The sequence below is a fragment of the Christiangramia sp. genome, from assembly GCF_029937855.1.
Classification (GTDB): Bacteria; Bacteroidota; Bacteroidia; order Flavobacteriales; family Flavobacteriaceae; genus Christiangramia.
The window spans coordinates 91,644-116,695 of record NZ_JAPYPC010000008.1 but is presented as its reverse complement, the minus strand read 5'-3'; the positions used below and the strand labels follow the sequence as shown (position 1 = coordinate 116,695).

Below are 25,052 nucleotides of genomic sequence, written 5' to 3'. Positions count from 1 at the left end.
TATATTAAAGGATGATTATGGACCGTATGTTAAGGACTCGCTTTTTACCTATTATCGTTTCCCTGATTCTGATATTTTTCATTAGAGCGGAATCAAAATGTGAGCCATCCCTTCAGGTTAGTAATTTGTATAAAGCTTCAGATAGAATTTTGATTGCTGCCCACAGAGGATCACATTCTCAGTTCCCTGACAATTCCATACCGGCCATTGCTGAATCTATTAAAAATGGGATTGACATTGTTGAAATTGATATCAGGGAAACAAAAGATAAAGTTCCTGTTTTATTGCACGACAAAACATTGACCAACACTACTCAGCCGAATTATAAAGTAGCAGAATTAAAATTTGAAGAATTAAACAATTATCCTCTTCTTTTTAAAGGGAAAGAAACTACTTATAAAATACCGAGTCTGGAAGAAGTGCTTCAATATTCTAAAAATAAGATCATTCTAAATTTAGATTTTAAACTGGATGATCTTAAAGCTATGAAAAGAGCCTATGAGCTGGTAAAAAAATATGATATGGAAGAGTCTGTAATTTTCACTGTGAACAACCTGGATCTTATTCCTTCATTGCATCAGATTAATCCAGATATACGAATAATGCCTGTTGCTTTTAGTGCCCGGAAGATAAGAAAGGTTATGAAATGTGACTTTATAGATATCCTTCAGTTATCGAACAGATCTTACTGCCAATATAATAGTGAAAAGTTTGATACTAAGGAGATTGATATATGGGTGAACTCCCTGAAAAAATATGATAAAATGCAACAGGAAGATGGTACAGGTTTTGAAAAATTGTTAAGAATAAAAAAAGTAGATATTATTCAAACGGATTATCCAGAAGAGCTGTTAGACTTTTTACAGAAACAAGGCCTGCACGATTAGAGAGATTTAAAGTAAAAAATCCCTCTTTTACCAGGTAAAAGAGGGATCTATATTTAATCTGAAAAAACTCTTAAGCTTTAAGAACTTCAGCTACTTTCATTCCTATTTCAGCAGGAGAATCTACTACATGAATACCGTTCTCCTTTAAAATTTTCTTCTTGGCCTGAGCTGTATCCTCGCTTCCGCCTACAATCGCACCGGCATGACCCATAGTACGACCTGCAGGAGCAGTTTCACCAGCGATAAACCCTACAACCGGTTTTTTATTTCCATTCTGCTTAACCCACTGTGCGGCATCTGCCTCTAACTGACCACCAATTTCACCTATCATAACGATGCATTCGGTTTCATCATCGTTCATCAACAATTCCACAGCCTCTTTCGTGGTAGTTCCAATAATTGGATCACCGCCAATTCCTATAGCCGTAGTAATTCCAAGACCCTGCTTTACCACCTGATCTGCAGCCTCATAAGTTAGCGTTCCAGATTTAGAAACGATCCCCACTTTACCTTTTTTGAAAACAAAACCTGGCATAATACCAACTTTTGCTTCTCCCGGGGTTATCACACCAGGACAGTTAGGACCAATTAATCTACAATCGCGATCTTTGATATAATCTGAAGCTTTTACCATATCGGCAACAGGGATACCTTCAGTAATCGTAATAATAACTTTAATACCTGCATCAGCAGCTTCCATAATCGCGTCAGCAGCAAATGCTGGTGGCACAAAAATGATAGATACATCTGCCCCAACCTGCTCCACAGCTTCAGAAACTGTATTGAAAACTGGCTTATTAAGATGTTTCTGTCCTCCTTTACCAGGAGTAACTCCACCAACTACATTGGTACCATATTCTATCATCTGCTCGGCATGGAAAGTTCCTTCACTTCCCGTAAAACCCTGCACAATTACTTTAGAATCTTTATTGACTAAAACGCTCATAAGTGTCTTTTGAATTTTGGATTACAAAAGTATGTTTTTAAATATAAAACCTAAAGTCATTTTATAGAATATTGGCAGAAATATCCTTAAAATTCCTATAAAATTACTCTGAAACAAAAAATCCCGAATCAATTGATTCGGGATTTTGTAATATATGGATTGCCGTTTAGTGATCGCTTATTTCAAATCGGGCTTTATTCTCCCCACTACCCTTCTTTACATGAATCTGGATATTATCATTCTTCTGAACTAGTTGTTTCGCTTTTTCGGCATCTATTTCTTTGCCGTTATAATAGAAACTACCACCCTGCCGCTCAATATCATCAATTGCATCTGCTGGGTTTGGTGGAGCAGGTGGATTTGGCGGAACAGGAATATCCCGATGCTTTCCTGCTCTATCCATATCTATATGTTCCCTTTCAATCTTTCTACGTTTTCGCTCAACCTCTCTCATCTTCTGATTGATCTCTACTTGTTTTTCCCTTACTTTTTCTCGCATTTTTGTACGCTCTATAGGAGTAAAACGGGCATCATCTTCTAATTCTTTTTTAATTTCCTGAATTTTTCTTCTTTCTTCCACAATCATTTTTCTTTCTGCATCTTTCATATGTATCCACTCCTTCGCTCTTTCTCCATGAATGTCTACTTCAGCCCAAGAAGCAGGTGGTACCGGCGGTGCTGGTGGGGGTACTTGCCCAACAGTAGGTGGCATTGGAGGTGGCGGAGGCAGCATCCCATGACCTGAAACTTTCGCCAATCTTGTTTTAGAAAATTGTGTATCCAATTTTTGTAGAAAGCCTTCCTCTGTATTTTCTGTACTCATGTGAATATTCACATTTTTCAGATCTGCCTCAGACCAGTTTTTAGTGATTTCGTTTACAGCTTCTGAAAAATCATTTACGGTAGTTTTTTTTCCGTTTAACCAAACGTTATTGCCTTCAATTTTTACTTTTATTTTCGGCTCCTGCATTAAATTAATATCCGGCTTAATTTCTTCTGTTTTCTGATCTTGTGAATTATACAACTTAGAATTATAATTTACAGCGGTTTCATCTGAAGCCAGAACAGGTTTAGCCACAATATCATTATTAAAGAAAAAAATACAACAGCCCAGCACCGGGATTAGAAGCCCTATTTTAGCTAAGAGCTTTTTGATAGAATAACTTTTTGAAATCATAATAATTCGTTTTTTAGTTAATGCATAATTGATAGAACTTGACAGACTAACATGATGAGTGCTGCCCGCATATTTAAATAAAACTTCTGAATAGTTTGAAGCATCCCGGGTTTCAGATATAACCTGTTCATCGGCCAGAAATTCATGGTTAAGCCTGGCCGACCTTTTTAACCAAATAAAAGCAGGATTTATCCAGAAGATTATTTGTACTATTTCCATGAAAATAATATCCAGGGAATGTTTTTGATCTACATGCGCTTTCTCATGCAGGAATACCTCTTTTGAAATTTGCTCATTCTTATATTCATCTTTATTTAAGAATATATAAGACAGGAATGTATGTGGAATAAGCTTTGACTTCAGCAAGACAATTATATAAGAAGAAAAATCATGTTTTTCACCTTGAGATACTCTTTTTTGCATCCCATATATATTTTTACAAAATCGAATGCTGAAAAAAATAATTCCCAGGGAATATATCCCTCCTAATAGATAAGGTATATATTCAGAAAAAGTTTCCCATAAAGTGACTTTCTCACTGGCTTCTGATATTGAATAACCCATATTGGAAGCCATTACCGGGGACTTATCTTCTATTTGAGTAGTGTAAGTAATAGTTATAAGCGGCAGGAGAACGGACAAAATCAAGCTGCCTAAAAGAAAAAATCTTTTAAAAATATGTGCTTTTTCATTTTCTAAAAAGACTTTATAGAAAGCAAGAAGCATCATTAGGCAAAGCATCGATTTTATTAGATATTCCCACATGCTATTTATTTTTAATTCTTTCGTCTATCAGTTTCCTTAATTCGATCAGTTCCTTTTCCGAAAGATCAGTTTCTTTGGTAAAAAATGATGCAAACTGAGAAGTAGAATCATTAAAGAAGTTTTTGATAAATCCGTTCATCTGCCTGGAGAAATAGCTTTTTTTACTGACTTTCGGAAAATATTCCCTCGATCTCCCAATTTGAGTATATCCCACAAAATTTTTATCCTGCATGCGCTTCAGTAAAGTTGCTATCGTTGTTAATGCCGGCCTGGGTTCTGGATAAGCTTCTAGCAGATCTTTCATAATAGCTTTTTCCTTTCTCCAAAGGATCTGCATTAATTGCTCTTCTGAATTTGAAAGTTCCATATGCATTATATTACTCTACAAATGTAGAATAATTTTTTAATTCTACAAACATAGAATTAAAAATAAATAAAAAACCCTCTACTAAGAGAGGGCAAATTTTACGTTCTAGAGTGGAATTAATTCCATGGATTATCTTCAATCTCTTCGCCCAGCTGACTTATTTGTACGCCTTTATAAAGTTTACCATCTTTTAATTCCCACATGGCAATAAAATGAGCTAAAGGCATTTCTTCTTCGGGGTTTTCTATGGTAGTTACATGATAGGTAAAATGAATCGCCACCTGATCCCCCTCTACCAGTACTTTTTCAATTTCGGCACGTAAGGAATCAAAAGATGAAGCCAGCTGTTCGCTTATTTCTGCAATTCCAGAAAGCTGTAATTTTCTAAGTCCGGTGGTACCGTACCAGGATAATTCTACATCTGGATGAAGAAAGCTGTTTAAAACCTCTTTATCTTTATAAAAATTGGATTGATAAAATTGTTCTACAACTTCTTTTGTCTTTAAACCCATAATAATATTTATTTTATGTTCTTAACAATCTCAGGTAACTTCTTAATAGCCGCGTACTCTTTTAATTTTGTACGTACTTCTCCAAAAGGCGTGCCCCAATAGGTTGTATTAGGTTCCGTATCTTTTGAAACTCCGCACTGTGCCATTAATATAGTTCCTTTCGCTATAGTTATATCACTTCTTATTCCTACCTGTCCCCAAATGGTTACATCATCTTCAACAACCACACAACCTGCAATCCCGATTTGGGAAGCAAGTAAGCAATTTCTACCGATCACCGTATCGTGACCTATTTGAATAAGATTGTCCAGTTTAGAACCTTCTCCTATAATAGTATCGCCGGTAACTCCACGATCTATGGAATTATTAGTGCCAATCTCCACATTATCCTGCACCACTACTCTACCTCCTGAAAGAAGTTTATCAAAACCTTCAGGTCTTTTTTTATAATAAAAGGCATCTCCGCCTAGCACTGTACCACTGTGGATAATCACGTTATTTCCAATAATACAGTCATCTCCAATAGTCACATTGGAATGAATCACACAATCTTTTCCTATTTTCACATTATTGCCAATCACTGCGTTTGGCTGAATGATGGTACCCTCACCAATTTCAGCAGAATCTGAAATAACAGTATTCAATCGCTGAAAAGGTTTAAAATGCCGGGTAAGTTTATTGAAGTCCCTGAAAGGATCATCTGATATCAACAGTGCTTTTCCTTCAGGACAATCCACTTCTTTGTTGATCAGCACAATGGTCGCAGCAGATTGTAATGCTTTCTCATAATATTTGGGATGGTCCACAAAAACGATATCACCTGGTGTAACCACATGGATCTCATTCATTCCCTGTACAGGGAATTGATCATCGCCCACGTAATCACAATCGATTAGCGCCGCAATTTCTTTAAGTGAATGTTCGCGAGGAAATTTCATAGAAAAATATTTACTCCTTCATTCGTTCTTTGTAAGTACCCTTATCTGTTTCTATTTTGATCTTATCACCTTCATTGATAAACAAAGGAACATTTACTTCGAAACCAGTTTCAACCGTAGCAGGTTTTGTTGCATTAGTTGCAGTATTACCTTTTATTCCAGGTTCTGTATGCGTAACTTCAAGGACAACGCTAGCAGGCATATCTACGGAAAGAGGCATATTATCTTCAGTATTGATAAGAATAGTTACCACTTCACCCTCTTTAAGGAGCTTTGGCATATCCAGTGCATTCTCCGTAAGTCTTATCTGCGTATAATCCTCTACATTCATAAAATGCCAAAATTCGCCATCTTCATATAAAAATTGAAATTTATGTGTTTCCACTCTAATATCTTCAATCTTATGACCTGCGGAAAAAGTATTTTCAAGCACTTTTCCGGTGGTCACACTTTTTAGCTTGGTTCTAACGAAAGCTGGACCTTTACCCGGTTTTACATGAAGGAATTCTACGATTTTATAAATATCGTGATTGTATCGAATACAAAGTCCGTTTCTAATATCACTAGTTGATGCCATTCTTTATTTAATTTGAACTGAAGTACCCTTTCATGATACCTCTTTGTGAGTTTTTAATAAATTCTAATATTTCATCCCTTTCCGCAGTTGCCTGCATTTCTGCTTCAATAATAGCCACTGCCTGGGAATTGTTATAGTTTTTCTGATAAAGTATTCTATAAATGTCCTGAATCTCCCGAATCTTTTCCGTAGTAAAACCTCTTCTACGCAAACCTATGGAATTTATCCCAACATAACTTAAAGGTTCACGTCCCGCCTTTACAAATGGCGGTACATCTTTTCTTACCAAAGATCCTCCGGTAACGAAAGCATGCTTGCCTATACTACAAAACTGCTGGATTGCTGCCATTCCTGCTAGAATAACATGTTCACCCACATTGATATGTCCTGCCAGCGTACTATTATTTGAAAAGATACAATTATCCCCCACAATACAGTCGTGGGCAATATGGCAATAAGCCATGATCCAGCAGTTATTACCAATTACGGTCTTCATCCTGTCTGTAGTCCCTCTATTAATAGTAACACATTCCCTAATGGTAGTGTTATCCCCTATTACGGTTAAGGTATCCTCATCATTAAATTTCTTATCCTGCGGAACTGCTGATATTACGGCACCTGGAAAAATACTACAATTCTTCCCGATGCGTGCACCTTCCATAATACTAACATTGGAACCAATCCAGGTACCTTCCCCAATCACGACATTATTATGTATGGTGGCAAAAGGCTCAATCACCACATTTTTGGCGATTTTTGCTCCCGGATGCACATATGCTAAAGGTTGGTTCATAAACTTTATTTTGATTTTACGATTTGTGCCATCAATATGGCTTCTGTGGCTAGTTGTCCGTTTACATAGGCATAACCTTGCATTTGGCAAATTCCACGTCTTATTGGAGCGAGCAATTCCAGCTTGAAGATAAGGGTATCGCCAGGAACTACCTGCCTTTTAAATCTTACATTATCTATCTTCATAAAAAACGTAAGATAGTTTTCAGGATCTGGCACCGATTTCAAAGCAAGTATACCTCCAGTTTGAGCCATAGCTTCTACCTGAAGCACACCTGGCATTACCGGTTTCCCTGGGAAATGCCCCACAAAGAAAGGTTCGTTCATCGTGACATTCTTCATCCCGATTACATGAGAATCTGTAAGCTCATAAATCTTATCCACCAGTAAAAATGGTGACCTGTGAGGAAGCGTATCCATAATATCATTCACATCCATTAAAGGCGGTTGAGAAAGATCTATTTTAGGCACGTTATTCCTTTTTTCAGCTTTAATTATCTTAGATAATTTCTTAGCAAATTCAGTATTTACATGATGCCCCGGTTTGGTAGCAATGATCTTTCCTTTAATGCGGGTGCCTATCAACGCTAAATCTCCAAGTACATCAAGTAGTTTATGCCTTGCCGCTTCATTAGGGTAATGCAGGTTGAGATTGTCCAGTATCCCGTTAGGTTTTACTGAAATCTCATCCCTATTAAAAGCTACTCTCAGCTTTTTTAAAGTTTCCTCACTAATCTCTTTGTCTACGTAAACAATAGCATTATTAAGATCTCCTCCTTTAATAAGGCCATGCTCCAATAATGCTTCTATTTCATGTAAAAAGCTGAATGTCCTGGAATCAGCAATTTCGGTTTTAAATTCTGAAAGGTGTTCTATGGAAGCGTTTTGTGTACCAAGTACTTTGGTTCCAAAATCTACCATAGTGGTCACCTGATATTCATCAGCAGGCATGGCAATTATTTCGCTTCCGTTTTCATCACGGTAACAAATAATTTCGTTCACCACATACTCATCTCTATCTACTTCCTGCTCTTTTGTCCCGGCTTTTTCCAAAGCTTCGACAAAAAATTTGGAAGAACCATCCATAATTGGAGGTTCTGAAGCATTTAGCTCAATAAATAAATTGTCTATTTCAAGACCCACACAGGCAGCAAGAACGTGCTCAGAAGTCTGAATGCTAACTCCATTTTTATCCAGGTTGGTACCTCTTTTGGTGTTTACCACATAACTCACATCTGCTTCAACCTGCGGGTTTCCCTCCAGATCTGTTCTTACAAATACGTATCCTGTATTTTCCGGGGCAGGCTTAAAAGTTAATTTTACCTCTTTTCCCGTATGGAGGCCAACACCTTCAAGAGAAACTTCCTCCTGAATGGTTGTTTGTTTAGAAATTCTATCAGCCATTATTTATCTTTTTTTCCAGTTGGTGTATTTTATTCATCGTTTGAGGCAGGTTCTTAAAATGAATATATGATTTATTATAAGCACTATATCCTATTGCTGGTGAACCCTGAAGCATTTCATCATCCTTGATATCACGGCCAATTCCAGATTGCGCCTGGATTTTAACCCGGTTGCCAATCGTGAGGTGCCCGGCTATTCCAACCTGGCCTCCAATTAAGCAATTCTTACCAATCTTGGTAGAACCGGCAATACCCGTTTGAGCCGCAATTGCTGTATTCTCGCCTATTTCAACATTATGAGCTATCTGGATATGGTTATCCAGTTTCACGCCTTTTCTTATAATGGTAGAACCCAACGTTGCCCTGTCTATCGTGGTGCCGGCCCCTATATCCACATGATCTTCAATGATCACATTTCCAATCTGCGGCACTTTGCTATATTCTCCCGTATCTCCCGGACTAAATCCGAATCCGTCAGCTCCAATTACCACCCCGCTGTGAATGGTCACTTCATTGCCAATAAAACTTTCAGAATAGATTTTAACACCGGGAAAAAGAGTAACATTATTTCCTATTTTCACATTGTCCCCTATATAAACATTGGGATAAATCTTCACATTCTCCCCTATCCTGACGTTTTCACCTATATATGCAAAAGAACCTAAATAAAGGCCTTCTCCATAGCTGGCAGAATCTGATATATGGCTAGGTTGTTCAATTCCAGACTTATTCAGTTTAATCTTATTATAATATTCCAGTAAGGTAGAAAATGCCTTATAAGCATCTTTAACCTTGATTAACGTAGTATTTACAGGTTGCTCAACTTCAAAATTATCATTAACGATAGTGACAGAAGCATTGGTAGTATATAGAAAAGAAGTGTATTTAGGATTGCTTAAGAAAGTAAGGGAGCCCTCAGAGCCCTCTTCGATTTTGGCTAATTCTGAAACTTCCGCTTCAGGATTGCCTTCAACTTTGCCGTCTAAAATCTCGGCTATTTGCGTTGCAGTAAACTTCATTCTGGCAAAAGTAAAAAAAATGAGCTAATCTTTAACTTTTGGGTAACACATATAGTATTTAGTTACCGTATTTGTAAGTGCTTTTAAATTGAATTGATCTGAAACCTTTACCACATCATTGATCTTTCCGTTTTTATGAAGGATATTAATATTGTCTTTTTCCTTTTTGTAGGCCAAATTTGCAATTTCTCCCTCGAATACAAAATACGAAGCTTCCTTTTCTGAAATACCGTATTTCTTCTGAAGAGCCACAGATCTTTTTTCGAGCTTTTCTCCTGAAGGTTTTTTCTTTTTGATCTTCACTTTCAATAAATTTCGATTGATGATCATTTCGCATAAGTTACTTAATACAAAATCATCACAATGCATCCAGTCTTTCATGGCCGAAATAACATCATTATCGTCGAGCCGGGAAAACATTTCCAGCGTTTTACTATCAAAATCTTCCCTGGTGATCTTGTTTTCAAGAAAAAACATTAAAGAGCTACTGGCATGCAATCTCTCTCCTTTCTCGATCAATTCTTTCGCCCTTTTTAAAACCCTTATCAAAAGCTGTTCTGCCACCAGGCTGGTTTTATGTAAATAAACCTGCCAATACATTAATCGACGTCCAATAAGGAATTTTTCTACGGAATAAATTCCTTTTTCTGCTACTACAAGCTCATCATTCACCACGTTCAGCATCGTGATAAGCCGCTCACTATTAATATTACCTTCCACCGCGCCCGTATAAAAACTATCGCGTTTTAGATAATCGAGCCTGTCCATATCCATCTGACTGGAAATAAGCTGATTCATAAATTTTCGATGATAACTGCCTTTAAAGATCTGGATGGCCAGCGTTAAATTTTGGTTAAACCTGGAATTCATTTCTTCCATAAAAAGAAGGGATATCGTCTCATGATCCACACCTTCCACCAGACTGTGTTCCATCGCGTGGCTAAAAGGCCCATGCCCAATATCATGCATTAAAATGGCCATTATCAGCGCTTCTTCTTCCTCTTCAGAAATTTCAACTCCTTTATACTTAAGCACTCGCACCGCTTTTTGCATTAGGTGCACACATCCAAGTGCATGATGAAACCTGGTATGATGTGCCCCCGGATAAACCAGGTAAGAAAGTCCCATCTGGGAAATTCGGCGGAGTCTTTGAAAGTAAGGATGTTCAATAATTCGAAAGATACGGTCGTTGGGAATGGTAATAAAACCGTAAATTGGATCGTTTAATATTTTGAGTTTAGTTTGCGAAGCCAAGCTGTATTTTTTCTAAAATTCATAGCAAAGATACATATATGAAATGAGGCATAAACAAAATTGGAAATCAACCGAAACGATTATAGGCGAATCGCATTTTAAGCGAGATTAAAACACACAAATATAAACATAGGAAGTGAGCGAGATTATTTTCTGAAAATCAGGAGGGAATTACAGCTCATTCATAATCAAAATAAAACAAGCATATGGCTAATATCAAGATACTGTGGGTAGATGATGAAATTGACTTATTAAAACCTCACATTATGTTTCTGGAATCCAGGAACTATGAGGTACAAACCTGTAAAAGCGGTACCGAGGCAATAGAGGAGATAGAAAATGAGAATTTTGATATTATATTCCTGGATGAAAATATGCCAGGCCTTACCGGACTTGAAACACTGGCTGAGATTAAAGAAAAAAGGGAGACCGTCCCTATTGTAATGATCACAAAGAGCGAAGAGGAATATATTATGGAAGAAGCCATCGGCTCTAAAATTGCCGATTATCTCATAAAACCGGTGAATCCAAACCAGATCCTGCTTAGTATCAAAAAGAACCTGGATCATTCCAGGCTGGTTTCGGAAAAGACCACGTCTAACTACCAACAGGAATTCAGGAAAATTGCCATGGAAATGTCGCAGGTAAATTCTTATGAAGAATGGGCCGAACTTTATCAGAAATTAGTGTACTGGGAAATTCAACTGGAAGAGATTGAAGATTCCAGTATGTTTGAAATTCTGGAATCCCAGAAGCAGGAAGCCAACAACCAGTTTTTTAAATTCATTTCAAAGAATTACCAAAGCTGGTTTGAGAAAAATGCGGAGCCACCGGTAATGTCCCATACTTTATTCAAGAACAAAGTATTGCCAGAATTGGAAAAAGATAAGCCAACATTGATGGTCGTAGTGGATAATTTAAGGTATGATCAATGGAAAGCCCTGGAGCCTATAATTAACCCATATTATAAAAAAGAGCACGAAAGTGCTTATTATAGTATTCTTCCCACGGCCACGCAATATGCGCGTAACGCAATATTTTCTGGATTGATGCCAAGCGACATGGAAAAACTTTTTCCACAATACTGGAAAAACGATGTAGATGATGGCGGCAAGAATATTTATGAAGCTGAATTTCTGGCCGAGCAACTCAAAAGGTTGGGATCTGATCTAAAATTTGAATATCACAAAATTACCAGTTTAAAAGGCGGAAAGAAATTAGTAGATAATTTCAAGACACAAAAAACCAATGACCTAACGGTAGTTGTGTATAATTTTGTGGATATGCTTTCACATTCCAAAACAGAAATGGAAGTGATCAAGGAACTGGCTTCTAATGATAAATCTTACCGCAGCCTTACGCAAAGCTGGTTTAAAAATTCCCCGTTACTGGAAATAATTCAAAAAGCCCAGCAATCCGGATTTAAATTGATCATAACCACAGATCATGGTACTATCAATGTAAAGAATCCTTCCAAAGTTATAGGCGATAAAAATACCAGTCTCAACCTGAGATATAAGACAGGAAAAAGTCTTACGTATGAAAATAAGGAAGTCCTGGCGATCGAAGATCCTAAATCTGTTCATCTTCCAACTATAAATATGAGTAGTTCTTACATTTTTGCCAAGGAAGATTTATTCTTTGCCTATCCTAATAATTACAACCATTATGTAAGCTATTATAGAAATACGTATCAGCATGGAGGTATTTCTTTGGAAGAAGTTGTAATCCCCTTTGTAGTCCTTAACCCTAAATAATCGACAAAATACCTTTTCTATCGATTAAAAGCATTTTATATATCCGCATGCAACTGATTATCAGCCGGCTGTATTATTTTATGATTTTTTTATATATCTTTACCATCCCGAATCTGACATATTGAATTATGGAGTTAACCTACAAACTTCAAGAACTGGAAGTAGCCGTAGATTACATACTTAGTAATACCAAAAGCAAAACCCTGCTTTTTTACGGTGAAATGGGTGCTGGCAAAACCACTCTTATTAAAGAGTTGGTTAAAGCACTTGGTGTGCAGGATACTGCCTCCAGTCCTACGTTTTCACTAGTTAACCATTACGAGTCAGAGGAAGGGCCGGTATTTCATTTCGATTTTTACAGGATCGAGAATGATACGGAAGCCTTAGATATGGGGTTGGAAGATTACCTGGATTCTGAGGGATGGAAATTGATAGAATGGCCTGAAAGAGTAGAAAGATTACTGGGGGATAACACCCAAAAACTGCTTATTGAGGTGAAATCTAAAGATGCCAGAAAGTTAAAATTTTGTTAACAAAAACAAAAAATGTAAAAATAACGTCGTAAAATATTTTGTAAGAATTTTTTTACTTTTGCAAGTGTTTTATAAAGTGAATTAAAATGAAATAATTCGTTGAACGATATATAAATTAATTTAAACTAACATATTTTAAATTTTAAAAGCGATTTTTAGAGCAATTTTGTGCTCTAAAAAGTGCGCAAAGGTACGACTAATGTTTTAATTAGCAGGAAATTAAGTTGTTATATGTTTGTCTCAGAAAACAAAACGACATAACAATTTTAAAACCTATTATTATGAAACTTAAAGCAGTACTTTTCGCAGCAGCTATATTTGGAGCCAGTTTTTTTGTAACTTCAACTTCAAACGACAACGATACGAAACATGAAATCAAAGAACAAGCGGTGGAAAGGTCATCAATCAAAGTACCTTCTAACGGGTAGTTTGATTGCGATTAGTATCGCATTTTCACCTTATTTATTTTATTTATATGAAATTTTCCCAAGCGGTCCCGTTTGGGAAAATTCTTTTTTTTCCTACGAAAGCAAATACTATGAAAATGTTTTAACTGCTGCCTGGACATATTTAGGAAAATTAACTCCTCTTTTTCTTCTACTTATTTGGTTTCTTACCTGTAAGCACTGGTGGTACCATGTTATACTTGTACCTATTGCTATGTATAGTTTTCAATTAGTATCAGCTTTTTATGAAGATGTTTATTTAGGTATAAATTTAATGGATACAGGACAACTGATATATTTGGCTCCTTTTTTCATAATTATTCTTTCTATAGTTTATTTAATTCGAATTAAAGTTTTTGATCGAATATATGGTTATGATCTTTCAGAATTAGATGAAACAGAAATTTCTGTTTTTTCCAATATTTCAGATAAAGATCTAAAAGAAATTAAAGATTTTCAGGACGATGAGAAAGCTGATGAATATACTGAGTCTAATGCACTTATCGAAGATTACTACCGTAAACTATAAATGCTATCTTCTGCTTTTTATTAATTTAGTTGTAATTTAACTGCTTTAACTTTTTTATATGGGCAAACAGCAGGTTTCACCTTTTACCAAGGAACAACTAATACCACAAGAGGAAACACTTGAAATCTATAAAAGTAAAGGTCAGCTTTTTATTGGAATTCCAAAGGAAACAGCTTACCAGGAAAAAAGGATCTGCCTTAGCCCAGATGCTGTTGCAGCAATTACTGCCCACGGCCATCGGGTAATGATAGAATCCGGAGCCGGGAAATGGGCCAGGTTCAGCGATAAAGATTATTCCGATGCCGGTGCTGAAATTACTAAAGACACTAAGAAAGTATTCTCCTGCCCTACCATCCTTAAAATAGAACCACCATCTTCAGAAGAACTGGATTATATAAATCCGCAAACCATCTTAATCTCTGCGCTTCAGATTAAAACACAGTGTAAAGAATATTTTCAGAAACTGGCAGAAAAAAGAATAACTGCCCTGGGTTTTGAATTTATTAAAGATGAGGACGGGAGTTATCCTATAGTACGCGCATTAAGTGAGATCGCTGGTACTGCTTCTGTACTAATCTCTTCCGAAATCATGAGCAACCATGCCAAAGGTAACGGCTTGATGTTTGGAAATATCAGCGGAGTTCCACCGGTGGAAGTGGTGATTATTGGCGCAGGGACTGTGGGAGAATTTGCGGCAAGGTCTGCAATAGGATTAGGTGCCAGTATTAAAGTATTTGACAGCTCTCTAACCAAACTTCGAAATATCCAGGCCAATCTGGGAAGTACGTTTTATACCAGCACCATCCAACCTAAAAATCTTAGTAAAGCTTTAAAAAGAGCCGATGTTGTGATTGGTGCAGTACGCGGAAAAGACAGATCGCCTATCCTTGTTACCGAAGAAATGGTACAATCTATGAAAAGAGGTGCTGTGGTCATAGATGTAAGTATTGATATGGGAGGATGTATAGAAACGAGTGAAATCACTTCCCATGACGAACCTATTTTTACAAAACACGATGTAATTCATTATTGTGTACCCAATATCCCCTCACGCTATGCCAGAACTTCTTCCCTTTCTATAAGTAACATTTTCACCCCTTACCTTTTACATATTGCGGAAGAAGGAGGTCTTGAAAATACTTTGAGATTTGACCGGGGTTTACGCAATGGTTTGTATTTTTACCACGGAATTTTAACCAGTAAATCCATAGCCGACTGGTTTAATCTTTCTTACCGTGATATAAACCTATTGATCTTTTAGAATATGAAGCTTGTGCATCGCCTTGCCTATTATGGGTTAGGGCTATTTTTTGGAATTGTTATATTGATTTTCTTTTTAGGTGGTAAAAAGACCTCCTGTGATTATTCTCCAAATGCCAGAGTCCTGAAGAACATTAGGATTAAAGAAAGACAATTTTCAGAACACTCAATGAATTTCTTTAAATTTAAAAATATAGATACCTCCGTCGTTTCCCAAATCCTTGAAAACGGAGATGTAGATTTTAATAAAAGTAATACCGATACCGAGCCTTGTAATATTTATTTTATTTCCGGAGGAGAAGAGTCAACTATTCTGGAACTGGAAATAGAAAACTGTGATAGTATTGCTACCATCCAAAATGCATATATAAAAAAAGACGAATAGTTTATATCCGCCTTTTTAAATTTATAGAAGCCTGGGCTATTCCAGAATTTGTTCCGCGTGAGCTTTGGTTTTTACCTTTTTTATCACTTCTTCGATTTTTCCTTCTTCGTCAATAATAAAAGTGGTTCGATGAATCCCATCGTATTCCTTGCCCATGAATTTCTTCGGCCCCCAAACGCCATACGCATTAATCACTTCCTTTTCTTCATCGGCTAAAAGCGGGTATTTAAAATCGTATTTATTCTTAAAGTTTTGCTGCCTTTTTTTAGAATCGGCGCTCACTCCCAGTATCTCATATCCCTTCTTCTTCATCACATCATAATTATCGCTAAGATTACATGCTTCTGCCGTACAACCGGGCGTGCTGGCTTTTGGATAAAAAAACAAAACTAATTTCTTTCCTTTATAATCTGAAAGTTTAATTTCATTACCGTCCTGGTCTTCAGCTTTAAAATCGGGAGCCTTATCCCCTTCTTTCAATGTTGTCATAATTATTACTTTTGCCACTAAATTTAAAGCTTTATGACTAAACAGGAAAAGGTACAGTTCGTTATTGATACATTAAATGATATTTATCCTGAAATTCCCATTCCCCTGGACCATAAAGATCCTTATACTTTGCTGATTGCAGTTTTAATGTCTGCACAAAGTACCGATGTAAAGGTTAATCAAATTACACCTAAGCTTTTCGAAATTGCAGATAATCCATTTGATATGGTGAAACTTTCAGTTGAAGAAATAAGGGAGATTATTAAACCGGTAGGGCTTTCTCCTATGAAGTCTAAAGGCATACATGGACTCTCAAAAATTTTGATTGAAAAACATAAGGGTCAGGTTCCTGCAGATTTTGAGGCTCTGGAAGAATTGCCCGCCGTAGGACATAAAACGGCAAGTGTGGTAATGTCACAGGCTTTTAATATTCCTGCATTTCCGGTAGATACACATATTCACCGATTGATGTATCGATGGAATTTAAGTAAGGGTAAAAATGTGGCCCAAACGGAAAAAGACGCCAAGCGATTATTTCCAAAAGATCTGTGGAATAAACTGCACCTTCAAATTATTTGGTATGGGCGGCAATATTCACCCGCCAGAGGCTGGAATTTAGAAAAAGATGTTATTACCAAAACCATAGGAAGAAAGAGTGTTATTAAAAATTATCTGAAGAAAATAAAATAAAAAAGACCTGTAGGCTAATAAGCAGGTCTTTTTTGAAATTAATTCAACATCATCTCGAACTTCACCTCCTTATACTCAAATACATCTAGTGCCTTTGAGTAATTCAAAAGAAACTCGATCGTCTCTTTTTTAGCTTGTGGATGAAAAGATTTTTCTTCTTTCGAAGTGTTTTTAAAGTAAAGTTTCCCCATTTGATATAATTTTTTGATGGTTTTATAGAATAACGCAACAAACGGGGGGATATTGCTCTATTTAATTGGTTAAAATTAAATTTCTTTTCTCTATGATCTTTCTAAGATTTATAAGGGCATAACGCATTCTTCCAAGAGCGGTGTTGATGCTCACTCCGGTACGTTCAGAAATTTCCTTAAAGCTCATGTCTTTATAAATTCTCATGGTTAGTACCTCTAATTGATCTTCAGGTAATTCCTTAATCAATTCCTGAACATCAGATTCAATTTGATCTTTGATCAATTGTTTTTCAGCATTTAAATCACCATCACTTAAAACAGAAAAAATATTAAAGTCACCGCTATTGTCAAATTTTGGCATTCTCTTGTTCTTTCTAAAATGATCTATGACGAGGTTATGGGAAATTCGCATTACCCAGGGAAGAAATTTACCTTCTTCATTGTACTTTCCTCTCTTGAGCGTTCGAATCACTTTTATAAAAGTATCCTGAAAAATATCTTCTGCAATATCCCTGTCGTATACTTTTGAAAAAATAAAACTATAAATGCGATGATGGTGACGATTGATAAGGGCGCCAAGTGCGTTTTCATTGCCATCAAGATAATCACGGACGAGCGTAGCGTCAGTTACCTTAGTGTAGTTCATAACAGTTACTTTAATTTACAGGAATTTAGGATTCCTGAGGATTAGGTTATTTAGTTTTAAAAAAGTAACTGTGCTTAATAGGCAACTTCGATTTTCGGGTTATGGCTCAAATATAGCAAGATAAATTTGACAAATGCAAACAAAAACTTAATATTTTAACAATACTATAGCTTTTCGCGGGCTTTCTTTACCGCTTCATATTGAGTAACTTTGCAGCTTTAGCAGAAATTCCAGCATGATAGAAGACATATCTAAAGTAGATCCTAAGCAAAATATTATCATTAAAGGTGCAAAATTGCACAATCTTAAAAATATTAATGCAGTTATTCCCCGAAACAAGCTTGTGGTTATTACCGGCCTTTCCGGGTCTGGTAAATCAAGTCTCGCTTTTGATACCTTATATGCGGAAGGGCAGCGTCGTTATGTGGAAAGTTTAAGCTCTTATGCCAGGCAATTTTTAGGGAGACTGAACAAACCGAAGGTTGATTATATAAAGGGCATTGCTCCTGCAATTGCTATTGAGCAGAAAGTGAACTCAACCAATCCAAGATCAACTGTAGGAACATCTACAGAAATCTATGATTATTTAAAATTACTTTTTGCAAGGATAGGAAGAACCTACTCCCCTGTTTCTGGAAATGAAGTAAAAAAAGACACGGTAACAGATGTTATAAATTATGTAAAGTCTTTCCCGAAAAAAGAAAAACTTTTGCTCCTGGCCCCTATTCATGTTGAAGAAGGACGCTCTCTTGAAAAAAAGATAAAAGTACTGGCTCAACAGGGATATAGCCGAATCAAAATCGATCACCAGGTTAGCAGGATAGACGAGACAGATCTAAAAAAAGTAAAGGAGGATAATACGTGGCTAGTAGTAGACAGGATCATTACCAAAGATGAAGAAGATTTTTACAATCGTCTTGCAGATGCAGTTGAAGCAGCTTTCTTTGAAGGAAAAGGAGAACTTTTTATAGAAAAACTTTCAGATAATAGTTCGAGGTACTTCAGCAATAAATTTGAACTGGACGGAATGAACTTCCTGGAACCAAATGTTCATTTATTCAGTTTTAATAATCCCTACGGCGCCTGCCCTAAATGTGAAGGATATGGGGATGTTATTGGAATTGATGAAGAACTGGTAATCCCGAATACAGGACTATCTGTGTATGATAATGCAATTTTTCCCTGGCGTGGGGATAGTATGAGTTGGTACAGGGATCAGCTTGTAAATAGCTCCCATAAATTCGATTTCCCAATCCACAAACCCTATTTTGAACTTTCAGATGAGCAAAAAGTTCTTCTATGGAATGGAAATAAATATTTTGAAGGGATCAATCAGTTTTTTGAATTTTTAGAAAGAAAAGCCTATAAAATTCAAAACCGGGTCATGCTGTCCAGGTATCGTGGAAAGACAAAATGCTCTGTCTGTAAAGGAAAACGACTAAGGCCGGAAGCTCAATACGTAAAAATTAATGGCCATAGCATTACAGACCTCGTGGAAAAACCTTTGGATAAAGTAAGAGCTTTCTTTAACGAACTGGAACTTAATGAATATGACGAAAAGATCGCGAAACGCCTGCTCACCGAAATAAGAAACCGAATGGAGTTCCTTTCTAATGTGGGTCTGGATTATCTTACGCTAAATAGAAAATCTAATACCCTCTCCGGCGGGGAATCTCAAAGAATTAACCTGGCTACCTCATTGGGCAGCAGCCTCGTAGGCTCCATGTACATCCTTGATGAACCTTCTATTGGCCTGCATCCAAAAGATACAGAAAAGCTAATTGGCGTGCTAAAGCATCTGCGCGATTTAGGAAATACGGTTATAGTCGTGGAACATGATGAAGAGATCATGAATGCTGCAGATGAAATTATTGATATTGGTCCCGAAGCTGGAACTAACGGCGGTCATGTAGTTGCAACCGGAAAGATGGAGGATATTTTAAAATCTGATTCCCTTACAGCCAATTATCTCAACGGAAAAATGAAAATTGAAGTTCCGGAGAAAAGGAGAACTTCTAAAAATAAGATCAAAGTTCTGGGTGCACGGGAAAATAACCTGAAAAATATTAATGTAGAGTTTCAACTTGGCGTTTTTACAGCCATTACCGGGGTTTCCGGAAGTGGTAAAAGTACCTTGGTAAAAAAGATATTATATCCTGCCGTTCAGAAAGAAATTGGAGGCTATGGAGAAAAAGCCGGCCAGTTTAGTGGTGTGGAAGGAAATTTCAAAAATCTTGGAACAGTAGAATTTGTAGACCAAAATCCTATAGGAAGGTCTTCAAGATCCAATCCCGTAACCTACATTAAAGCTTATGATGATATCAGAAATCTATTTGCCAGTCAGCGTTTATCGAAAATAAGGGGTTTTAAAGCAAAACATTTTTCATTTAATGTTGATGGCGGTAGATGCGAAACCTGTAAAGGGGAAGGAGAAGTTACTATAGAAATGCAGTTCATGGCAGATGTGCACCTGGAATGTGAAACCTGCAATGGAAAACGATTTAAAAAAGAAGTTTTAGAAGTCACTTTTCATGATAAGAATATTGATGATATTCTTAATATGACCATCGATGATGCTACAAGATTCTTCGAAGATCATGATCAAAATAAGATCGTTAAAAAATTGAAACCTCTTAAAGATGTTGGATTAGGATATGTACAACTCGGTCAAAGCTCCTCTACCCTATCTGGTGGTGAAGCCCAGCGTATAAAATTAGCATCGTTCCTGGTAAAGGGAAATACAAAAACTAAAGCCTTATTCATTTTTGACGAACCAACCACTGGTTTGCATTTTCATGATATCAAAAAATTGTTGCAGTCGTTTAACGCTCTTATAGCTAAAGGGCACTCGGTCATTGTAATCGAGCATAATATGGATTTAGTAAAATGTGCAGATTACGTCATAGATCTGGGACCTGAAGGAGGGGAACGCGGAGGATACCTGGTTGGCCAGGGAACTCCAGAAGAACTTGCTCAAATAAAAGAATCTTATACTTCAAAATATCTTAAAGAAAAACTTTAAGATATTTTAAAACACTCATTATCAAAGGTTTAAACCATTCAGGTCCCGGCAAAGAAACTAGACCGCTTCGCTTATAGATATAAGAAATTAGACTTGAGCTTAACTAACTGATAAACAAAGTAGGTTTGAAATTGTGTTTTTCAAAAAATACCAAAATTTAAAAATTTGCAAAAGCAGGTATGGATAGTAGTAAAAAAGCTTTGCACTGTTATAAATATTGGGTTCAGGTCTATTCTTTAAAGATTTTATCAGACGATACTGATTTAAATTATAGCGAAGATTAGTTAGGAATATAGCTATTCCAGGACTTTGGCACACGCTTTGTATTTATTAAGAAAATGTTCTTAATTAAATACGCCCATATCATGAAAAACCTCGTCCCTATTTTTGCATTCTTATTTATTGGATGGTCTATATCGGCATCTGAAAATTCTAACTCAGTCACTTCAACTAATTTTAATAATTATAATGATTCATTCATTTTTGTTGAAGGAGGCGTAGAATTTGCGGTTTATCCTAATGGGGAATTTGATTTTTATTTCAACCCCGATTTCAGAAGAGGAAATTCCGTTCATATTTCCTCCCCAAATGTAAATATTAGCTATAATGCAGGCTATAATTATGAGCCGTATGTGCAGTATGATGATTATGGCGCGGTTATTCAAATTGAAAATGTTCCGGTTTATTACGACTATTATGGACGTATTATTCGGGCAGGGGATATTTTTATGAGATATAATGGTTTTGGAAGACTTGCCAGCGTTGGTAATTTGCATATCCATTATAATCCTCATCACCACATCACCCATTATACGGGCTTTATAAACCCCTACAACAGACGGTATGTATACAGACCATGGCATGATTACTACCGCCGACCGAATGTAAATGTTAGTATTGTCTTCGGAAGGCCTTATAGAGCTTATTATGAGCCACGGAGAGTTTCTTATAATAATTATGTAACGGTTTACAATAACTATTACGTGAACAATGAGAGAAAGAGAAACTTTTACAGGCCTTCTCAAAAAGTAAGATCTTATAATTACGGAAGAAGAACTTCTTCAAAAAGAAATATTGCTTATACAAGAACAAGATCTAATGACAATATAGCTGCGTCCAGACAAAACAGAGGAAGAAATAAAGCTTATACCAGTAGATCTGATAATAGAGGAAATTTCAGAAATTCAGAATCTCGTACGTACAGAGGACTTAATGAGAAAAGTACTGATTCCAGAGGGAGAAGTTCAAGAATTGGAATTGAGCCTCAGAAAAGACAAAACGCTACAAGAGAAAGATCTTTGAGAAATACACCCGAAAGATCTACACGGTTAGAAAACAGAAGTTCAGGAAGAGTGGAAAGACCAACAGCCCAAACTAAAGGCAGGTCTGTCCAAGCCAGAAGTAATTCAAGAGTAGAAAGATCTACTCCGGCTACAAGAAATAGATCTGTTGAAAATAGTTCACGAAGTTCTGCAAGGAATTCTGGTGTCGCACGTCCAACAAGACAGCGAAGTTCTTCTGTACAAAACAGATCAACTTCAAGAACTTCTAAATCACAAAATATTAGAACAAAAAATTCTTCCAGATCGAGAAGTTCGGCACGAAATGTGAATGATAGATTGTAAATGATAAATTCATAATTTAATTTTTTGGTTGGTTAGTTGGAAAACCCCTGAAGCTCCCAAGCTGATGGGGTTTTCTCGTTTTAGGACCTTTTCAAAAATTTATCTATCATTTGATTAATTTCTGCTGAAAACTGAAAGAAATAGATAATAAAAAGATATAAAACCCCAGCCAAAATAGCTTTAATCGAAATATGGAGAATGGGGTGCATATTAAGATTTATATAATAGAAAATTACACAAAGTAATCCTGTAAGTAGTAATGCAAGCCAGCTTTGGGAAGTAAAGGGATGTATCCTAAATTTACTGAATACTATAAAGATCTTCAAAGTATTATATATCGCAAAGGCAATAAAACTTGCCATCGCTGCACCTTCAATTCCATAGGATGGAATTAAAATTATATTCAGAATAAAGGCTACAATTACCAAAATAACTCCTACTGCCAATACAATTCGGTAATAATCTGAATTGAACAATATGCTGTTATTATTTCCTAAAAAATTATCATACAATTTTACCAGAGAAATCAGTAACACCACTAGAATCCCCGTGTTGTATTCTTCAGGAATTAATTCATACAAAGAGTTCACATTGGTAATAATCCAGATAAAAATAAGTCCGCTTATGATTAACAAATTGAGAGAACTCTTCTTATAAAGATCTTTTAATCCTGCTTTATCTTTTTTATTCAGCATTTCAGCCGTAAGCGGGTGAGTTATTTGATGCATTGCTTTTTGCGGAACAGAGATTACTGTGGCGATATAAACCGCGATACCATATACGGCAACATTCTCTATAGGTAAATAATGTTCTATCATTACTTTGTCCAGATCCAGCAATAAAGTGGCTACAGAAGCCGCTAGCAATATTAAGGAAGAGTATTTTAAAACCGGTGAAAGATTCTCTGGGAATTTAAAACTGAATTTTGGCCGGTGTAACGAAAAAGCGTATAAAGCCATCAATATGGTTCTTATTAGAAAAACTCCCGAGGTTGCATAAATAAAAAGTTCAATATTAATCCATTTAAAATAAACTGCAAATAATAACACACTAATGCAGAACCTATGAAAAACCTCCTTCATCAAATTTCCAAAGGCACTTTTATAATATATTTTAGACCAGGCAAAGAATACTTCAAAGTAGGCGGTCGCCATGGCTATTAAAAAGATCAACCAGATATAAGGCTGCACCAGGTCATTTTCTCCCTTAAAATAATCCAGCAGATATTCGTAGAAAATCATACCGGAAAAACCAATAATGAGTCCTACAACTAACGGAATTACCAGAACGAGATTTAACAATCTGTCCTGTTCCCCTCGGGTTCTATAAGATGTAAAAAACTTGATCAGGGTGCTATGCACGCCAAATACTAAAAATGGCCAAATAAGGTTCGCCGCAGATAAGAGAAAACTAACCAGCCCGTAATATTCTTTTTCCAGAAAATAAGTAAAGAGAAACAGGGTATTTACAGCACCAATCCCAAACCCAACATAGGTGGTGATCATGTTCTTAAAGGACTGGTTAATTATAATACCCATTTAGACATTCTTTATCAGGTTTGCTAATTTCCCGGTGAGCAGTTTTCGGTGATATTGCTCAATATCGTGGGATACACTCATCATTTCATTGCTTATAAATTTCTGAAACAAACTCATAATGTGGCTTTTAATTGCGGAAGTCTCTTCGTATAAAAAGAATTTTCCAGCATCGGTTTCAGCAATAATTTTTTGCGCATCCCAATTTTTTGGACCAATAGCCAGAATTGGACTTTTTGAAGCGAGGTATTCAAAAATCTTCCCCGGAATTATTCCACGGGTTTCTTCGGAATTAATTTCAATAAGTAACAAAACTGAAGCCTCTCTTTGCATTTCAATCGCCCTTGTATGACTTACATAACCTTTATTTGCCAGATGGTCCTGAAGCTTATTTTCACGAATACTCTCCAGAACTTCTTCACTAAGCTTTCCGGCCAGTGTTAATCGAAATTTATTTCTGAATTCAGCATTTTCATCCAGTAATTCTTTTAAAGCTTTCCAAAGATTTTCAGGATTTCTTCCAGATAAAAGTGAACCAATATGGGCAATTTCAAATTTCTCATTTTTAGTTTCTGAATGATTTATTTCAGAATCAAAACCATTTGTAATTACTTCTATAGGAGTCGAGGTTTTAGAAATAAACTCATTCTTCGTGGTAAAACTGGTAGTAATTAAATGATCGGCTGAGTTTAAAACTTGCTTTTCCAAAGCTTCATGTTTTCTCCGGGAACTCTTAGTGAGTTTTAACTTCTCATGGTATCCAATTTGAGTCCAGGGATCACGAAAATCTGCGATCCATTTTATATTTAAACGTTCTTTAAGTTTTAAGCCGATTAAATGTAAACTATGTGGCGGACCCGTGGTGATAATTACATCAAAATTTTCCTTCTCAATCTCCCTTTCTAAAAATTTAACCGAAGGATTAATCCAGAATTTTCGGGCATCGGGAATAAAGAAATTTCCACGAATGTAAAGCATCATCTTTTGAATACTGGACTGATTCTCTTCCTTCTGAATAATACCTGAACTGATGGTTTCCGTTTCTTTTTTTGAAAATATGCTGGCTAATGAGTAAGGTTCAAATATCTTTTTTTTGATGATCCTGGTTTCGTCCGGAATTTCTTTCTCTAAATCTTTATCTATAATAGGATAGCTTGGATTCTCCGGAACATATACCACTGGCTCAATTTCAAAACTCCTCAAATACTTTACAAATTTCAGCCAACGCTGAACGCCTGGGCCTCCAGCCGGTGGCCAGTAATAGGTAATAATGAGAACTTTTTTCATTCAATTATCAAGTGGTGAAA

Annotated in this window: 24 protein-coding genes; 9 read left to right on the top strand and 15 right to left on the bottom strand. The window is 36.3% G+C overall.

Annotated features, from left to right (window positions below):
* Nucleotides 1–17: 17 nt before the first annotated feature.
* The gene (locus Q1K34_RS06645) at nt 18–887 is read left to right on the top strand and encodes a glycerophosphodiester phosphodiesterase family protein (RefSeq protein WP_300436170.1); all 870 of its coding nucleotides are present in this window, start codon (nt 18–20) and stop codon (nt 885–887) included.
* Nucleotides 888–957: 70 nt separating this feature from the next.
* Here the strand turns inward: Q1K34_RS06645 and sucD are convergent, their stop codons facing one another.
* The 10 genes from sucD to Q1K34_RS06595 form a co-directional block, all read right to left on the bottom strand.
* Nucleotides 958–1,833 carry a succinate--CoA ligase subunit alpha gene (sucD, locus tag Q1K34_RS06640; RefSeq protein WP_300436167.1) on the bottom strand — a complete coding sequence of 292 codons (876 nt, stop codon included), beginning with the start codon at nt 1,831–1,833 and terminating at the stop codon, nt 958–960.
* Between the two features lie 166 nt (nt 1,834–1,999).
* Nucleotides 2,000–3,775: a M56 family metallopeptidase gene (locus tag Q1K34_RS06635; protein WP_300436164.1), complete on the bottom strand. Its 1,776-nt coding sequence runs from the start codon at nt 3,773–3,775 to the stop codon at nt 2,000–2,002.
* 1 nt (nt 3,776) lies between these two features.
* Nucleotides 3,777–4,142, bottom strand: a complete 366-nt coding sequence (locus Q1K34_RS06630) for a BlaI/MecI/CopY family transcriptional regulator (protein ID WP_300436162.1) — start codon at nt 4,140–4,142, stop codon at nt 3,777–3,779.
* Between the two features lie 116 nt (nt 4,143–4,258).
* Complete coding sequence (locus tag Q1K34_RS06625; RefSeq protein WP_300436160.1) at nt 4,259–4,654, bottom strand: nuclear transport factor 2 family protein; 396 nt, start codon at nt 4,652–4,654, stop codon at nt 4,259–4,261.
* A gap of 8 nt (nt 4,655–4,662) precedes the next feature.
* Nucleotides 4,663–5,592 (bottom strand): UDP-3-O-(3-hydroxymyristoyl)glucosamine N-acyltransferase, encoded by a 930-nt coding sequence (locus Q1K34_RS06620; protein WP_300436158.1) that lies wholly within the window; start codon nt 5,590–5,592, stop codon nt 4,663–4,665.
* Between the two features lie 10 nt (nt 5,593–5,602).
* The gene (gene efp, locus Q1K34_RS06615) at nt 5,603–6,169 is read right to left on the bottom strand and encodes an elongation factor P (RefSeq protein WP_300436155.1); all 567 of its coding nucleotides are present in this window, start codon (nt 6,167–6,169) and stop codon (nt 5,603–5,605) included.
* 7 nt (nt 6,170–6,176) lie between these two features.
* Complete coding sequence (gene lpxA / locus Q1K34_RS06610; RefSeq protein ID WP_300436152.1) at nt 6,177–6,962, bottom strand: acyl-ACP--UDP-N-acetylglucosamine O-acyltransferase; 786 nt, start codon at nt 6,960–6,962, stop codon at nt 6,177–6,179.
* A gap of 5 nt (nt 6,963–6,967) precedes the next feature.
* Nucleotides 6,968–8,365, bottom strand: coding sequence for a bifunctional UDP-3-O-[3-hydroxymyristoyl] N-acetylglucosamine deacetylase/3-hydroxyacyl-ACP dehydratase (locus Q1K34_RS06605; protein ID WP_300436150.1), 1,398 nt, complete (start codon nt 8,363–8,365; stop codon nt 6,968–6,970).
* Nucleotides 8,358–9,383: a UDP-3-O-(3-hydroxymyristoyl)glucosamine N-acyltransferase gene (lpxD, locus tag Q1K34_RS06600; protein ID WP_300436147.1), complete on the bottom strand. Its 1,026-nt coding sequence runs from the start codon at nt 9,381–9,383 to the stop codon at nt 8,358–8,360. Before lpxD ends, Q1K34_RS06605 begins: the two co-directional genes overlap by 8 nt.
* Nucleotides 9,384–9,407: 24 nt before the next feature.
* Complete coding sequence (locus Q1K34_RS06595; protein ID WP_300436144.1) at nt 9,408–10,637, bottom strand: HD domain-containing protein; 1,230 nt, start codon at nt 10,635–10,637, stop codon at nt 9,408–9,410.
* 206 nt (nt 10,638–10,843) lie between these two features.
* On the opposite strand from Q1K34_RS06595, the gene Q1K34_RS06590 reads away from it, so the two are divergent.
* The 5 genes from Q1K34_RS06590 (at nt 10,844) to Q1K34_RS06570 (ending at nt 15,547) form a co-directional block, all read left to right on the top strand.
* The gene (locus Q1K34_RS06590) at nt 10,844–12,394 is read left to right on the top strand and encodes a response regulator (RefSeq protein WP_300436142.1); all 1,551 of its coding nucleotides are present in this window, start codon (nt 10,844–10,846) and stop codon (nt 12,392–12,394) included.
* A gap of 128 nt (nt 12,395–12,522) precedes the next feature.
* Nucleotides 12,523–12,927: a tRNA (adenosine(37)-N6)-threonylcarbamoyltransferase complex ATPase subunit type 1 TsaE gene (tsaE, locus tag Q1K34_RS06585; RefSeq protein ID WP_300436139.1), complete on the top strand. Its 405-nt coding sequence runs from the start codon at nt 12,523–12,525 to the stop codon at nt 12,925–12,927.
* Nucleotides 12,928–13,296: 369 nt separating this feature from the next.
* Nucleotides 13,297–13,902, top strand: a complete 606-nt coding sequence (locus tag Q1K34_RS06580) for a hypothetical protein (protein ID WP_300436137.1) — start codon at nt 13,297–13,299, stop codon at nt 13,900–13,902.
* A gap of 58 nt (nt 13,903–13,960) precedes the next feature.
* Nucleotides 13,961–15,163 (top strand): alanine dehydrogenase, encoded by a 1,203-nt coding sequence (locus tag Q1K34_RS06575; protein ID WP_300436135.1) that lies wholly within the window; start codon nt 13,961–13,963, stop codon nt 15,161–15,163.
* A 3-nt stretch (nt 15,164–15,166) separates the two neighbouring features.
* The gene (locus tag Q1K34_RS06570; protein ID WP_300436132.1) at nt 15,167–15,547 is read left to right on the top strand and encodes a hypothetical protein; all 381 of its coding nucleotides are present in this window, start codon (nt 15,167–15,169) and stop codon (nt 15,545–15,547) included.
* A gap of 36 nt (nt 15,548–15,583) precedes the next feature.
* On the opposite strand, the gene bcp is transcribed toward Q1K34_RS06570, so the two are convergent.
* Nucleotides 15,584–16,036: a thioredoxin-dependent thiol peroxidase gene (gene bcp, locus Q1K34_RS06565; RefSeq protein WP_300436129.1), complete on the bottom strand. Its 453-nt coding sequence runs from the start codon at nt 16,034–16,036 to the stop codon at nt 15,584–15,586.
* Nucleotides 16,037–16,069: 33 nt separating this feature from the next.
* Between bcp and nth the strand changes: the two genes are divergently transcribed.
* Nucleotides 16,070–16,726: an endonuclease III gene (gene nth, locus Q1K34_RS06560; RefSeq protein ID WP_300436126.1), complete on the top strand. Its 657-nt coding sequence runs from the start codon at nt 16,070–16,072 to the stop codon at nt 16,724–16,726.
* 38 nt (nt 16,727–16,764) lie between these two features.
* Here the strand turns inward: nth and Q1K34_RS06555 are convergent, their stop codons facing one another.
* On the bottom strand, nt 16,765–16,917 hold the full coding sequence (locus Q1K34_RS06555) for a hypothetical protein (protein WP_300436123.1): 153 nt from the start codon (nt 16,915–16,917) through the stop codon (nt 16,765–16,767).
* Between the two features lie 61 nt (nt 16,918–16,978).
* Nucleotides 16,979–17,563 carry a sigma-70 family RNA polymerase sigma factor gene (locus tag Q1K34_RS06550; RefSeq protein ID WP_300436121.1) on the bottom strand — a complete coding sequence of 195 codons (585 nt, stop codon included), beginning with the start codon at nt 17,561–17,563 and terminating at the stop codon, nt 16,979–16,981.
* Between the two features lie 235 nt (nt 17,564–17,798).
* Here Q1K34_RS06550 and uvrA point away from each other — a divergent pair, with 235 nt between their 5' ends.
* Together uvrA and Q1K34_RS06540 are read left to right on the top strand one after the other, a co-directional pair.
* A complete protein-coding gene (gene uvrA, locus Q1K34_RS06545) occupies nt 17,799–20,585 on the top strand; it encodes an excinuclease ABC subunit UvrA (protein ID WP_300436119.1) in 2,787 nt (928 codons plus the stop codon).
* Nucleotides 20,586–20,950: 365 nt separating this feature from the next.
* Nucleotides 20,951–22,210: a hypothetical protein gene (locus Q1K34_RS06540; RefSeq protein WP_300436116.1), complete on the top strand. Its 1,260-nt coding sequence runs from the start codon at nt 20,951–20,953 to the stop codon at nt 22,208–22,210.
* An 80-nt stretch (nt 22,211–22,290) separates the two neighbouring features.
* Here Q1K34_RS06540 and Q1K34_RS06535 read toward each other — a convergent pair whose 3' ends face one another.
* Nucleotides 22,291–23,748 (bottom strand): lipopolysaccharide biosynthesis protein, encoded by a 1,458-nt coding sequence (locus tag Q1K34_RS06535; protein ID WP_300436113.1) that lies wholly within the window; start codon nt 23,746–23,748, stop codon nt 22,291–22,293.
* The gene (locus Q1K34_RS06530; RefSeq protein ID WP_300436111.1) at nt 23,749–25,032 is read right to left on the bottom strand and encodes a glycosyltransferase family 4 protein; all 1,284 of its coding nucleotides are present in this window, start codon (nt 25,030–25,032) and stop codon (nt 23,749–23,751) included.
* Nucleotides 25,033–25,052: the final 20 nt, after the last annotated feature.

Excerpts from the sequence above, each read along its gene's own strand:
- Q1K34_RS06645 (WP_300436170.1), top strand. The coding sequence starts at position 18 with ATGGACCGTATGTTAAGGACTCGCTTTTTACCTATTATCGTTTCCCTG.
- sucD (WP_300436167.1), bottom strand. The coding sequence starts at position 1,833 with ATGAGCGTTTTAGTCAATAAAGATTCTAAAGTAATTGTGCAGGGTTTT.
- Q1K34_RS06635 (WP_300436164.1), bottom strand. The coding sequence starts at position 3,775 with ATGTGGGAATATCTAATAAAATCGATGCTTTGCCTAATGATGCTTCTT.
- Q1K34_RS06630 (WP_300436162.1), bottom strand. The coding sequence starts at position 4,142 with ATGGAACTTTCAAATTCAGAAGAGCAATTAATGCAGATCCTTTGGAGA.
- Q1K34_RS06625 (WP_300436160.1), bottom strand. The coding sequence starts at position 4,654 with ATGGGTTTAAAGACAAAAGAAGTTGTAGAACAATTTTATCAATCCAAT.
- Q1K34_RS06620 (WP_300436158.1), bottom strand. The coding sequence starts at position 5,592 with ATGAAATTTCCTCGCGAACATTCACTTAAAGAAATTGCGGCGCTAATC.
- efp (WP_300436155.1), bottom strand. The coding sequence starts at position 6,169 with ATGGCATCAACTAGTGATATTAGAAACGGACTTTGTATTCGATACAAT.
- lpxA (WP_300436152.1), bottom strand. The coding sequence starts at position 6,962 with ATGAACCAACCTTTAGCATATGTGCATCCGGGAGCAAAAATCGCCAAA.
- Q1K34_RS06605 (WP_300436150.1), bottom strand. The coding sequence starts at position 8,365 with ATGGCTGATAGAATTTCTAAACAAACAACCATTCAGGAGGAAGTTTCT.
- lpxD (WP_300436147.1), bottom strand. The coding sequence starts at position 9,383 with ATGAAGTTTACTGCAACGCAAATAGCCGAGATTTTAGACGGCAAAGTT.
- Q1K34_RS06590 (WP_300436142.1), top strand. The coding sequence starts at position 10,844 with ATGGCTAATATCAAGATACTGTGGGTAGATGATGAAATTGACTTATTA.
- tsaE (WP_300436139.1), top strand. The coding sequence starts at position 12,523 with ATGGAGTTAACCTACAAACTTCAAGAACTGGAAGTAGCCGTAGATTAC.
- Q1K34_RS06580 (WP_300436137.1), top strand. The coding sequence starts at position 13,297 with ATGAAATCAAAGAACAAGCGGTGGAAAGGTCATCAATCAAAGTACCTT.
- Q1K34_RS06575 (WP_300436135.1), top strand. The coding sequence starts at position 13,961 with ATGGGCAAACAGCAGGTTTCACCTTTTACCAAGGAACAACTAATACCA.
- Q1K34_RS06570 (WP_300436132.1), top strand. The coding sequence starts at position 15,167 with ATGAAGCTTGTGCATCGCCTTGCCTATTATGGGTTAGGGCTATTTTTT.
- bcp (WP_300436129.1), bottom strand. The coding sequence starts at position 16,036 with ATGACAACATTGAAAGAAGGGGATAAGGCTCCCGATTTTAAAGCTGAA.
- nth (WP_300436126.1), top strand. The coding sequence starts at position 16,070 with ATGACTAAACAGGAAAAGGTACAGTTCGTTATTGATACATTAAATGAT.
- Q1K34_RS06555 (WP_300436123.1), bottom strand. The coding sequence starts at position 16,917 with ATGGGGAAACTTTACTTTAAAAACACTTCGAAAGAAGAAAAATCTTTT.
- Q1K34_RS06550 (WP_300436121.1), bottom strand. The coding sequence starts at position 17,563 with ATGAACTACACTAAGGTAACTGACGCTACGCTCGTCCGTGATTATCTT.
- uvrA (WP_300436119.1), top strand. The coding sequence starts at position 17,799 with ATGATAGAAGACATATCTAAAGTAGATCCTAAGCAAAATATTATCATT.
- Q1K34_RS06540 (WP_300436116.1), top strand. The coding sequence starts at position 20,951 with ATGAAAAACCTCGTCCCTATTTTTGCATTCTTATTTATTGGATGGTCT.
- Q1K34_RS06535 (WP_300436113.1), bottom strand. The coding sequence starts at position 23,748 with ATGGGTATTATAATTAACCAGTCCTTTAAGAACATGATCACCACCTAT.
- Q1K34_RS06530 (WP_300436111.1), bottom strand. The coding sequence starts at position 25,032 with ATGAAAAAAGTTCTCATTATTACCTATTACTGGCCACCGGCTGGAGGC.